A 12,247-nucleotide genomic window follows, 5' to 3' on the forward strand; every position below is an offset into this window, starting at 1 on the left:
TCCATGCCTCCCCGGCTCCTCTCGCTTGCCTGGCGGGTCTCGCGGTTCCGGTTCTGGATCTACACCGGCGGAACCTACGTGGTGGGCTACGCTCTCGGGATGGACTCCTGGACGGCCTTCTTCGATCCCGGCTACGTCCTCTTCCTGCTCTACTTCTTCTTCCCGGCAAACCTCTTCATCTACGGAGTGAACGACTGGTGGGACCAGGAGACCGACCGGTTCAACCCCAAAAAAGACGTGAAGGAGTACCGCATCAGTGATGCGGACGGCCGGAGCCTGCTCCTCCTCCTCGCTCTTGCGGGCGCCGTCAGCGTCGCGCTCCTTTTCGTGCTCGATACTGTCGGGAAGGCGCTCCTCTTCTCGTTCCTCTTCCTCTCCTACTTCTACAGCGCCCCGCCGCTCCGGTTCAAGGAGGTTCCGGTCCTCGACTTCTCCTCGAACATGCTCTACGTGGTTCCGGGGATTCTCGGCTACTATCTCGCGAGCGGCGCCCTCCCGCCGCTGGCTCTCGTCATTGCCGGCTACCTTCACATCTCTGCAATGCACCTCTTCTCCGCGATCCCCGATATCGGATGGGATGCGACCGCGGGGATGACGACGACGGCCGTCGTCCTCGGAAGGCGACGCTCGCTCCTCCTCTGCCTCGCGTTCTGGTCGGGGCTTGCCGCCCTCGTCATCTATCTTGCCGGTCTTCACCCGGCAAGCCTGCTCGTCCTGATCTACCCGGCCGTCCCCCTTGCCCTTCTCCTCCGGGATGGCCTCTCCATCGACCGGGTCTACTGGTACCTGCCGTACGTCAACACCGGCCTCGGGGGTCTGGTCTTTCTTCTTGCAACCCTGCGGACGGCGGCGTGGTAGGGCGGGAGCCGTGATGGCCGATCTCCCCTCCGGAGCCCTTCCTGAGGCTCGATGCGTAGACACGCGTCACAAAAAAGGTTTATAGAAGAACGTTGACCTCTCACCCGTAGATGCCGATACCCGGTCATGTGCAGACCAGATCCGGGTTCGACGCCCGGCAGCACGTCGCGAGGTCCGTATGAAGGTTGATTATGTTCTCAAGGCGATCACTGCCGTTCTTGCCGTGGTTGTCTTCCTGTTCCTCTTTTCTCCTGCGTTCACCGAGACCGTCCTGCCGGGCAACTACTACTTGATCTCGATCACCGATCTACCCGGTCCTGCCGTGAACGGCACCGCCACGGTCATGGTCCCGCTCCCGGCGAATGCAACGGGTGAACCGGTGATCCCGGAGGGGACGTTCTCCAGCGGCCGGGTCGTCGGGTGGCAGGCAGAGATCCGGGAGACGCCGTACGGGAAGATGCTCGCGTTCACGACGACGGGAGAGTATGCGCCCGATATATCCGTATCGTTTGAGGTGGTGCAGACTGAAGATGAACTGCAGCGGTTGCCCCTGCACCAGCGGCCTACCAACCTGACCGCATGGGAGATGAAGAGGGAGCCGCGGCTGCTCGTGCCCGTGCTTGCGACACCCGATAACATGAGCGTCGCTGAGTTTAGCCGGGTTTCGAGCGGGACCTACACCTCGGTTGTATTCCTCGATGGCTTCGTCCCGTCGCCGGAGGATGCAGCGGTGGTCACGTTCAGCCTCGACTACCGGGGAGTGGGGGGCACGAAACGTTTGATGAGAGAGAATACCTGGACGACAATGGTGAATACGGCCGTTGTGAGCACTGAGTCCGGCTTCGTCCCGGTTCCGGCCGATTACCGGGTTATCGCAGGAGGTATCGGGTTCCTATGAGGATCAGGGCTGTACGTCTCTACGGGATTACGGTGACGGCTCTTGCCGCTGTTGGGGGGATTCTTGACGACCTGTTACGGAAACCCGTTGCCGTGATCGTGTGCGGAGGAGAGAAGGCCTATGATGCAGGGTAAGCGCGGTCTGCGGAGGATGCTCCGATGAAGAGGAGATCGTTAACATGGCTCTTCCTCTCTCTTTCGGCAGTGCTGCTCGCGGCCCTGCTCCTCCTCCACGCACCGGGCGCGGGCGCTGTGCAGGACCCGATAGAGGTGTCCGCCCCGGCAAAAGAGCCCGGGAGGGCCGGGAACCTGACCGTCATCCCGGCAACCGGGGATTCGAAACTCCCGCAGGCCGTCCCGATCCCCTCGTCGTGGAGGGATATCGAACCGGAGAGATGCGAACCGACTGAAGAAGATTGGGCTTTCGTCAGAGATGCCGCAACGGATCTATCGGAAGAAGAGAAGACCCGGTTTGTTACGGAGATCAGAAAGATATTCGCCGGGGAATCGGCACTTCCCCGGGAGGAGCAGGATGTTCTGAAGAGGAGACTCGGGTACTACCTGGTTGAGGCAACCGGGGGAGCCGGGACGCCTCCATAGCTGCAGTCGGTGTTCGGGTCGCTCTCGCTCCCGTCCTACAGCATCACCGTCGCGATCAGCGGAATCGTAACGAGCGACCCGATCGTCGAGACGAAGACGATCTGCGATGCGAGCCGGGAGTCGGCGCCGTACTGCTCGGCAAAGATGACGGTGTTCGCGGCGGCGGGCATCGCGGCCATCGTGATCATGATCCCGTTGATGTAGGGGTCGGCAAAGACCGGGGCGAGGAGGTAGCAGTAGGCCGCCGGGATGGCGAGGAGGAGGACGGCGCTTGCCGCCCAGATCCGCCAGTTCCCGACCATCTCCCGGGCCGGGAACGTCGCGAGCATTGCCCCGACGATGATCATGGCAAGCGGCGTCGTCACCCCCCCGAGGAGTTCGATCGAGTCGATGAAGGGCGACGGGATCTCCACCGAGCCGAGGAAGAGGGCGAGCCCGACGACGGAGGCCGCGATCCCGGGGTTTAAGAGCAGTTTTGGATCGAACCCCTTTCCCCTCCCCCCGGTCAGCATCGCGATCCCGACCGAGAAGACGAGGACGTTGAAGACGAGGTTGAAGATCGCGACGTAAAAGAGCGATTCCTGCCCGAAGAGCGTCAGGGCGACCGGGAACCCCATGAACCCGACGTTCCCGAAGACGATCGCGAACTGGAGCACCCCCTCCTCTGCGGCCGGGACCCGCATGGCCTTCGAGACCGCCCAGGCGAGGGCGAACGAGAAGACGTAGAGCGCCCCGGTCGCGAGGATCAGCGTCTCGGCGCCGGCGAGGCGCTCGGGGGTGAAGGGCACCTGCATCGAGGCAACGATCAGCGCCGGGATGGTGATGTTGATGAGGAGCCCCGAGAGCCCCCGGGTGGCCCGGGGATCCACGATCTTCGTCGAGACGGCGACGTAGCCTGCGGCGATCAGGAGGACCAGGATGAAGATCTGGTCTGCGACTATCAGGAAATCCGTGACCGCACCGTTCATATGGGCACCGCTCCGTCTGGTTCATCAGGGTGGGCGCCGGTACCCCTTTACGGTTCTGCTCGGGGGTGTGGGGTGCAGTGAGCGAGCGGGAGCCTGCCTGGGTTTTAGAGCGGGGTTTTTCGGGATCGCGGCGTGTTCCTCGCACAGAGGGCGCCTCGCCCGCGTAGAGGAAGGGTGAGGCTGTTCGGGACTGTGAAGTGTCGGCGGGTCTTGCCTTCAAGGGCCGGGATCATTATCCCACCATAAGAAGGTTTATGATGTGTTCGGTTCCAGCCGAACGATGACTGCCGATTTTATATGTTATAACGACCCAGAATCGCGTTGGGTGCCGCGTGCGGTACCCGTTTGTGTGCGGGGGTCGTCCATCCCCGGTTGACGCCCCGGATGACGCGCCCCGCAAGCCCGGAGGCAAAGGGAACGTAAGCGTTCTGCGTGCTTAAATATGTGCCTTTTCTGCCTCCGGAAAACTACAGGAGGAAAGTAAATGAACGGAAAAACCGGATTGCAGGCATTTCCCATGCTCCTGGCGCTGCTGCTGGTGAGCGTGGTTATGGTGCCCGCAAGCGCATACTATTATTGTTGTGCAGAATGGGTGAACAACTATCCCCCACCATCCGACTTGGAGCACAATGATGAAAACGCACAGGGGTTTTACTACCAGCTCGGTGGTGACTCATCCTGGTGGGGAGACTTTATCTATGGCGATGGTCAGGCCCTGGAAAGACACTGGAAAGATCCCAGTAAGTCCGGAAACGGTATAGACTATATTTACACAGATGATACACATTTTGCGTTCTTTTCGGGCCATGGTGCCCCAGAAGGATTTGCATTTTCCTCCTCCCAAGACGATACCTTCCTGAGTTACAGTGATGCTCTCTGGGGAAACACGCAGATGGACTGGATTACCATTGATGCCTGCACTGTTCTGCGCGAGAATAGCCATACAAATTGGTACAATGCATTTGGCGGCCTACACTCGATGACCGGGTTCCATACTGAATGTCACGATGTCTCGGACAGAGGCTCTAACTTCGTACACCGGATGGTCGGTACGTGGACCACCCAACCGATCATCACGGCATGGTTCATTGCAGCGAAGGATACAGAGCCTTCGACCACGTATGCGGCAGCCCTTGCCCGAGAAGGCTGCTGGTCCGATTATGTCTACGGGCACGGGAGCCAGGGGACACCCGGAACGTCGTTCCTGTACGGTACGTACCAGTGTTGAGGTGATCACATGAACATGAAACTAATTGGAGTTAGTGCCGGTGTCCTGGCGCTTCTTGGAGTCATCTGCGTTGTCAGCATACCCGTGTTTTTCAGCGACAGTCATACACCTGACTGTGGTCAATCCAACCAGATAGGTGGCGTGAAATCGGCGGGTGCTGCAAACCTCACCTACACCGCCTCTGTTCCGTTCCCGCCGACGCCTGCGGAGGTTATCCTGTATCGGGTGCTGGAGCCGGAGATCACGACGGAACTTGTCTCATCGATGGCGGAGAAGATAGGCCTGAAGGGAACGGTGCGCGAATCGTACGACCAGATGCTGCTCTCCGATGAACCCCACTCGTTGGAGGTTCATATGAAGTCGGGGAGAGTCGCTCTGATTGATATCCCCCGTTGGATGAACCCGAACGACAAAGACCTGCCGGAAAGCCTTCCTTCGGACGATGAGGCGATCCAGATCGCAACACAGTACCTGGAGGAGACCGGGCTGATGCCCCCCGATGCAATCCTGTGTGGCGTTGCCCACCCCCAAATCGTTGAGTATAACGAGGATGGTGAGGTGATCGGTATCGCCTTTGAAGACGTCCAGGTCTCTTACTCCCGCACAATCGACGGTCGGCCGGTTGTGGGTTCGAAATTGACGGCTGAGATCGGCGGCGGCGGGGATATCCTGAATGTTTACAAACTCTGGAGAGACTATGCCCCGGAGAAGGAGATAGCAGTCATAACGCCACAGGAAGCTTTTGAAGAATTGAAGGCGACTGGGCTGGCGGTCGACGGAAAAGGCCCGACCGCGGTTATCACCGGGATCGAACTTGGGTATTATGAAGCACCGGCGATGGATGAGCCTACCTACCTCGTCCCGGTCTACATCTTCAGGGGCGAGGTGCGGGATGAGACCGGGGGAACCGCATTCGTCAGATACATCCCCGCGTCCCCCGACCTTGGGGAGGGTATCCCGGCGGTAAAGTGACCGCCCCAGGTTCCTCTTCTTTTTCGGAGCGAAAGTCTATGAAGAAGATTCTGTACCTCGTCATCACCTGTGCCGCCGCGGGCATGCTGGTCCTGGTTGGAATACATATACTCCCGAACCCGGATCTGCAAGGGCCGGGTGAGATACCGACGGAGGTTCCGGAGAACCGAACACCCCGCCCGACAGGCGTTCCCCGGGAGAATACATCATTTATCGAGATTCATCATGCAGGAGACCCGGGCGTTATCCTCTATCCAGGAGATCCCGGGTATCCTGCCATCGAAGCAGAGTGCCGCGAGCAGATCCGGAGCACCTGTGGTCAGTATAAGATGGGGTTCTCGCGGGTTGAGCTGGACGCCATGAAACAAAACGACACCTATGTCGCGATGCATCTCCCTGCTCCCACGAGATTCGAGACGGGTTATATCGTCGATGGGTCGCCGAAGGAGATCCTTGCAGACGAAGCGGTCTTCTTTCTGGATTTCGAGGACTGGCCGGAGAACATAATCATCATGCGACTGGGAGATGTTTGCGGGGTCTGGGACGCTTCGCGCGACCGGGAAAAACTTCGGGTTCTGGCTGATCCGTTTTTGGTCGGTCGGGCCGCGTCCTGACAGGCGTAGACGGTCAGTGGTATATATTTGCATTTCGTCTGTTCAAAACAGACCCGTCCAATCGGCAGAATACGATCAACGCCTCCGCGCCGGCAACCGGGATGTATGAGGGGAATAGTTTTCGGCGGTCTTTGCCGGGAACAACTGCGACGGTGCCCGGTTCCGTGGGGGGAGGTTCGACGAGCGTGGCAGGGCCGTGACCATTATCCCGGCGCCCGACGGCGGGTCCTGTCTCCAGGGGCAGGAATTATTGTCCTGCCATAAGAAGGTTTATGATGTGTTCGGTTCCAGCCGAACGATGACTGCTGATTTTATATGTTCTAACGACCCAGAATCGCATCGAGTGCCGCATGCGGTACCCGCTTGTGTGCGGGGGCACCCATCCCCGGTTGACGCCCCGAATGACACGCCCCGCAAGCCCGGAGGCAATGGAAGTGTATGCACTTCCTGCACTTGAAGGTATGCTCTTCCCGCCTCCGGGGAAAAACCGGAGGAAAAACAGATGAACGGAAAAATTGGACTGCGGGCATTCTCCACACTCCTGGCGATAATGCTGGTGAGTGTGGTGATGGTGCCGGCGATGGCAATGGATGCCGGGGCACTCGATATTGAGAAGCTGGACATCGTGGATCCTGCAACACTTCAGGAACGATCTCCCTCGTTCATCAGCGAACTCCGAAGCAAAGGATGTTCCGAAGAAGAGATTGCCGAGGCAATCCGTAGCCTGCCGCGAGTTTCATACCTTGACGGATGGACAGAGGCTGATGACGAACGGGTATCGCCCCTTTTGCAACAGGCAAGGGATGAGGTGAACTATTCGATGTACGGCGAGATAGATCCTCTGACAGAGGATGGCGTTTCGGCAGTAAAGATGTGTTCTTCAGGCATCTGGCTGTTTGACACAGTTTTTCAGGGTGTTAATGGATGGGTACATCCCGGACTGATGGAATGCTCCTCGGATGGCACCAGACGCCAGTTTCTTACGACCCATCTTGGAAAAAAGATCGGTACGACCGCTAACTGGATCGAGATAGGTATAGAGTCAGTCTGCGATGATCCGAATCCGGCTCGCTACCATGTTTTCACCTATGATAACAACAACATATCACGACCGATGGTTGTGCATAGTAACCTTACCAACGGCGACAGGGATTACAATTTCGAGATCTACGTAAGTGACGTGCAGTACCCGGAGGGCTATCCCTATATGATCTTATGGGAAGGACAGGTCGTCCGGGTCGGTCACGTTCCGTTTGCGGAAGGCGATCTGAACGAGGTACACGAATACGTCAGAAACGATCCCGGATCATTCTCCGATGTATCAACCTCCTATGTGTGTGATTCCTACGTCTATTACGACGGATATGGTGTATGGTGGAACGAGCAGCTGGATGCACAGTTAGCACACCCGACACAGCTCCATGCAGATACGCAGGAAGGTGTTTATGGCGATTTCTACAGACCATGGTGGTCGAATGCATACAGAATCGACACGTGGATCGCGTGAACAAAGAAGAATAGGGTTGATGGTAATCATCTCAGTCCTCCTTTTTTGTTGTACGGGTTGCGTTGAAGAGCAACCGATGAATCAATCGAAATATATCAATATTTCACTTACAGAACCCATCTCTCAAGCAGATGCGGTCATCGTTGCCCTTTCCTATCCGGGAGTTGCTAAAACAATTGAGAATGATTCGTTCCGGATCACCGTCGGAAAGCTCACCGTCTCTGACGTACGTGAGGGAAGGCTTAAAGAACACCATATGGTCTACATCGATCGCTTCAATAGCACTACGCACGAACCGCTCGAAGGTTTACAGGTTATTGTGACCTACGACGGGGACGTTTACAAAATCTGGCGGTCGTTCCCTCCAGTTAATTCTTCAATTGCTGCAGAGTGAACAGCCTCTGCAGGACCTGGTATAGATGCCAGCCCCGGAGCCCACCCCGGCAAAAGAGCCCGGGCGGGCCGGGAACCTGACTGTCATCCGGGCAACCGGGGATTCGAAACCCCCGCAGGCCGTCCCGATCCTCTCGTCGTGGAGGGATATCGGACCGGAGATATGTGAGCCGACCGAAGAAGATTGGGCTTTTGTCAAAGATGCCGCAACGGATCTGTCGGAAGAAGAGAAGACCCGGTTTGTTACAGAGGTCAGAAAGATACCTGCGGGGAATCGACACTGCCCCCGGAGGAGCAGGTCGATCTGGAGAGGGGACTTGGGTACTACCTGATTAAGGCAACCGAGGGAGTAGAGACAGCCCTTTAACTGCTGAACGATCCAGCCGTATCTGTAGTATTACTATGCCGGCGATCAGGTCCTGGCGTACCGATCGGCAGATCCCCCTTCCTGTGTGTTCCCGGGGTTATCGAGTTCTTCGTAGTTAAACCAGGGATGGTCGGTGATCGGGTTGCGTCCCCTCCTGCCCTACAGTAGCACCGTCGTCATCAGCGGAACCGTAACAGACGACCCGTTCGTCGAGACAAAGACGATCTGAGAGGTATGCCGGGCGTCGGCAAAGACCCGGGTGAGGAGGGGGGCGACACTTGCCGCGCAGATCCGCCAGTTGTCGACCATCTCCCACGCCAGGAATGTTACGTGCATCGTCCCGACGATGATCATCGCAAATGGTGTGGTTACCCGGCTGAGGGGGTCGACCGCATCGATGGATGGGGCTCGTGCTCTCCACCGAGCCGACGGAGGCGCGATCCCGATCGAAAAACGGGGAGGTTGAAGGTGGCGACGTAGAAGGGGAAGTCGTCGCCGAAGAGCGGCTGTGCGGACAGGAAAGAAACTACGCCGGTATAGGGGCGGTTCTCCGCCGGCACCGCAACGCGATGTACCAGAGCACAAATGTCACGCCGAGGAGCGCCTCGCCCGCGTAGAGGAGGAGGGGTTCCCTGACGACGCTCCCCCCCTGGACGACAAAACCGCGGAGATACGAGGTCACGCAGAGCACCCCGGCAGTCATGGCAACCAGGGATGTGCCGAGGAGGAAGATGATCCGGTGATCCCTCCCGGGATGAAGGATCCGCTGCCCCTTCTCCGTCAGGGTGTAGTCCCGCCATTTCCGGGCGTTCTCGTGGGCCACGAGATCCGCATCGGCCAGAACGGCAAGGTGTTCGTGGACAGTCGACTTTGCAAGACCGAGCCCGTCGGCGAGCTCGCTCATCGCCATGGGCCGGATATCGAGCGCTTTGAGGATAGCGACCCGGACGTCGGAGGATAGCGCAGCGATATCGCCCCGGTCGAGCGTGACTTCTTCCATGATTTGAAATCTCTCCGATATGGGTCTGGTCCGAAACAATCAGGTACTCCCCTGCCGGGAGAGAAAAGCGTTCCGGAACTGTCCCGGTACTGCCGAAAAAGAGGATGCGCCGATCTCCGTCATTCCGCCCGGAGGGTCGGGGGTGGGACCGGTTCCGGTGCACCTATCCCTACTACGACGAACGTTGCCGATCCCCCCGGGAGGCGGTCCCTGTTGAGGTTGGGGTCCGGGGTAGAGCCGGGGTCGATCTCTTCTTTCCAGGAGGTGTTGGAACCCGGTATGGTGACGGTCGCCCGCCGGAAGTCGAAGTCGATCGGTGTGCCGTTCGGGGTCGTGAGGGTGTACGGGGCGGCAAGACCGATCGTCAGGGAGAGGACCTCCTCCGGGCCGGGCTGCGGGAGGTCCGCCATCACCCGCACCTCGCGCCACTCCCCGGCGGCGAGGTCGTCGACGGGCAGCGAGGTCGAGGCGCCGGGGAGGACATCCCCCTCCGGCGACCCGGTGGTGGTGTTCAGGCTCGCGGTTTCCGTCGTCACGGCAAGATCGGCCCGGGCGCAGTCTTCGCCCGCGAGGTTCCGGATGAAGAAGTCGAGGCTGATCCTGTCGCTCTCGATTGCGATATCGGGAGTGTACCGGATATCCTCCGGGCGGGCCGGGTCGAGGCTGTAGCGATCCTCGAGGGAGATAGTCCGGTTCCAGGCGGTGGCGTTTCGCAGGTTCCAGGTCTCGTTCATCCTGTCGTATACGATCACCGGGCTCTCGTAGGAACTGCGGTATTCGAACCCCGGCCCGAACGGCAGTATCCAGTCCACCCGCTTGAGCGGTTCCTGCACATGCTGCTGTCCCGGGGGAAAGGCGGCGAGTATGGCGAGGTTTGCCGTAGCAAGAATGAGAACTGCGCAAAGGCCAAGCCATACCCACATTTTCGAGTGCATTGTATCACATTAGGAAAAGAGGTGATTTAGAGGTATGGACTCACCATCAGCACTTCTCCGGTCTGTGCGTCGATAACGACAAGCCCTCCCTGGAGAACGTGGTCCTCTGGCTCGCCTCTCATCGTAATCACCCATGTCAGCGTCTGTACGTCCGGTCGGGTGTACTCGACGGAGAGGTCGGCCGTTGCACCGGTCACCCGGATTCCCGGGAACTGCCCGGCTGCGATCTTCAGCGCCTCGTCCCGGGAAAGTTTCGGCTCAAGCGAACATTTGATCTCCCGCTGGATCCCGATGTACGAGACGATCTCGCCGGTGCTCGGGTTAAGGTTCACGACGACCGTGTTCGGCGTGAGGACATCGCTGATCTCTTCTCTCCAGATGTACGAGTACTCGCTGCCCGCATCACCGTGAGAAACCAGGTCCGATCTGGTAAGCTGCATACTCTTCTTCGCAAAGCCGCTGTACTTCTCTTCGGCGTAGGCCCTTGCCGTTACTTCGGCTGCGGCCCGATCCAGCCGGACATCGCGGCAATCCTTCCGTGCGGAATCGAACGTGGCACGTTCGATCACCCCGGTCCGGGCGTTGACGTAAACCTGTCCCTCTCCGGTACCAAAGACATAGTACTCTCCCAGATTCAGGCGTTCGGTCTTCTGGTACTGGACGGTTGCGTCGGGTGCGTTAAGAAAGTCCTGTGCTTTTCCTTTCGCGGTATCCACCCCGATCGGAGCGTTGGCGCCAGTTGCCGACACGACCGAGACCGCGACGACGAGGCATAGCATTGCAACAATGTATATCCGTTTCATGATTGAATCACCTCATTAATAGACTCCGTAGCGAGCGGGAGTGAGACAACTGTTGTAACTGCCGGAGATCTCGTAGGTATCCACTCCGTGGTAACCGAACGGCCAGTGCAAGTAGCAGTCGTCCTTTGCATTGCTTGCGGCGCTTGCAACGGTCTCCCCGTTTCGCAACCGGTCCCAGAAACTCCCGGACCAGCACTTTCCGTTTTCGACCTCGACCTCGCCGTCGAACCCCAGGCAGATGTCTGCGCCTTTGTTCATGGTCTGCTGGAGAAGATCTCCGTTGTAAGGGTTGTAGTGGGACGAATGGCAGGCGAGGTAGACCGCGAGCAGGACATCCCTGATGTCGGTCCCGTAATCAGTTATGTAGTACCGGTCGTTTCCCGGGTAGTGGCCGTCGGTGTCGGCAAGTATCCAGGATTTCGAGGAGAACTTTATCCCACCGCCTTTATGCGAGTCGTCGTAGTAGAGGCCGTGGCCGTTGAAGAAGAACACCGCATCCGACCTGAACTGACTGTAAGCCGTCGATGCGTGTGCATTCGTGGACGACGAGCTGGAGTAGTACATCGCTGCCTGATCCACCCGTGCGTCGTAGGCCGTCGGCGTCGTATCCGAACAGTCATAGTTGTGCGCGGGTGGTGCGGCGCTGGCGACAGCAGGCAGAGCCGCGAGCAGGAAGAGTGCTGCCAGCATGAATAACCATTGTTTCATAAGTATCCCTCAAGGAGCGCCCGGGCATTCCTGCACCCGGAACTAAACCCGAATTTGAGGGGGAATCTTATAAAACCCGCCGTTGTAGTTCGGTTAGAACCGAACAAATCTTAAACTTTGCGATCCGTTGCGTGACGGCATGGATGAAGGTGAGGCACCCAGGCGGCGTGGTCCTACGGATCGGAAGATCGCCCTACCATAAGAAGCTTTATGTTGAATTCGGTCAAAACCGAACGATGACTGCCGATTTTATATGTTCTAACGACCCAGAATCGCATTGGGTGCCACGTGTAGTGCCCACTTGTGTGCGGGGGTCGCCCATCCCCGGTTGACGCCCCGGATGACGCGCCCCGCAAGCCCGGAGGCAACAGGATGTACACATTCTGCGCACTTAAAC

General features: G+C 58.5%; 14 protein-coding genes. 8 read left to right on the top strand and 6 right to left on the bottom strand.

All coding sequences use genetic code 11. The features are described from left to right. Positions 1–3 precede the first annotated feature (3 nt). The 3 genes from HL657_RS01670 to HL657_RS01680 all read left to right on the top strand — a co-directional run bounded on the left by HL657_RS01670 (position 4) and on the right by HL657_RS01680 (position 2,355). On the top strand, positions 4–858 hold the full coding sequence (locus HL657_RS01670; RefSeq protein ID WP_317295113.1) for a prenyltransferase: 855 nt from the start codon (positions 4–6) through the stop codon (positions 856–858). 178 nt (positions 859–1,036) lie between these two features. Continuing rightward, complete coding sequence (locus tag HL657_RS01675; protein WP_317295114.1) at positions 1,037–1,756, top strand: hypothetical protein; 720 nt, start codon at positions 1,037–1,039, stop codon at positions 1,754–1,756. Positions 1,757–1,914: 158 nt separating this feature from the next. After that, positions 1,915–2,355: a hypothetical protein gene (locus HL657_RS01680; protein WP_317295115.1), complete on the top strand. Its 441-nt coding sequence runs from the start codon at positions 1,915–1,917 to the stop codon at positions 2,353–2,355. Positions 2,356–2,390: 35 nt separating this feature from the next. On the opposite strand, the gene HL657_RS01685 is transcribed toward HL657_RS01680, so the two are convergent. After that, positions 2,391–3,323, bottom strand: a complete 933-nt coding sequence (locus tag HL657_RS01685; protein WP_317295116.1) for an AEC family transporter — start codon at positions 3,321–3,323, stop codon at positions 2,391–2,393. 484 nt (positions 3,324–3,807) lie between these two features. Here HL657_RS01685 and HL657_RS01690 point away from each other — a divergent pair, with 484 nt between their 5' ends. From HL657_RS01690 to HL657_RS01710, 5 genes are all read left to right on the top strand, one after another. Continuing rightward, positions 3,808–4,551 carry a DUF6345 domain-containing protein gene (locus tag HL657_RS01690; RefSeq protein WP_011842978.1) on the top strand — a complete coding sequence of 248 codons (744 nt, stop codon included), beginning with the start codon at positions 3,808–3,810 and terminating at the stop codon, positions 4,549–4,551. Positions 4,552–4,566: 15 nt separating this feature from the next. Then, positions 4,567–5,523, top strand: coding sequence for a hypothetical protein (locus HL657_RS01695; protein WP_245526620.1), 957 nt, complete (start codon positions 4,567–4,569; stop codon positions 5,521–5,523). Positions 5,524–5,561: 38 nt separating this feature from the next. Next, positions 5,562–6,137, top strand: coding sequence for a hypothetical protein (locus tag HL657_RS01700; protein WP_011842980.1), 576 nt, complete (start codon positions 5,562–5,564; stop codon positions 6,135–6,137). 502 nt (positions 6,138–6,639) lie between these two features. Next, on the top strand, positions 6,640–7,644 hold the full coding sequence (locus tag HL657_RS01705) for a hypothetical protein (RefSeq protein WP_011842981.1): 1,005 nt from the start codon (positions 6,640–6,642) through the stop codon (positions 7,642–7,644). Positions 7,645–7,663: 19 nt separating this feature from the next. Continuing rightward, positions 7,664–8,038, top strand: coding sequence for a hypothetical protein (locus HL657_RS01710; RefSeq protein ID WP_317295117.1), 375 nt, complete (start codon positions 7,664–7,666; stop codon positions 8,036–8,038). A 525-nt stretch (positions 8,039–8,563) separates the two neighbouring features. Here HL657_RS01710 and HL657_RS01715 read toward each other — a convergent pair. From HL657_RS01715 to HL657_RS01735, 5 genes are all read right to left on the bottom strand, one after another. Then, the gene (locus HL657_RS01715) at positions 8,564–8,740 is read right to left on the bottom strand and encodes a hypothetical protein (protein WP_317295118.1); all 177 of its coding nucleotides are present in this window, start codon (positions 8,738–8,740) and stop codon (positions 8,564–8,566) included. Between the two features lie 190 nt (positions 8,741–8,930). Then, positions 8,931–9,404 (bottom strand): ArsR/SmtB family transcription factor, encoded by a 474-nt coding sequence (locus HL657_RS01720; protein ID WP_317295119.1) that lies wholly within the window; start codon positions 9,402–9,404, stop codon positions 8,931–8,933. A 119-nt stretch (positions 9,405–9,523) separates the two neighbouring features. Next, on the bottom strand, positions 9,524–10,339 hold the full coding sequence (locus tag HL657_RS01725; protein ID WP_317295120.1) for a hypothetical protein: 816 nt from the start codon (positions 10,337–10,339) through the stop codon (positions 9,524–9,526). 26 nt (positions 10,340–10,365) lie between these two features. Next, on the bottom strand, positions 10,366–11,142 hold the full coding sequence (locus tag HL657_RS01730; RefSeq protein WP_317295121.1) for a PepSY domain-containing protein: 777 nt from the start codon (positions 11,140–11,142) through the stop codon (positions 10,366–10,368). A 15-nt stretch (positions 11,143–11,157) separates the two neighbouring features. Continuing rightward, positions 11,158–11,850, bottom strand: coding sequence for a hypothetical protein (locus tag HL657_RS01735; RefSeq protein ID WP_317295122.1), 693 nt, complete (start codon positions 11,848–11,850; stop codon positions 11,158–11,160). Positions 11,851–12,247: the final 397 nt, after the last annotated feature.

Origin of the sequence: Methanoculleus nereidis (assembly GCF_032944295.1) — an archaeon.
Taxonomy (GTDB): domain Archaea; phylum Halobacteriota; class Methanomicrobia; order Methanomicrobiales; family Methanoculleaceae; genus Methanoculleus; species Methanoculleus nereidis.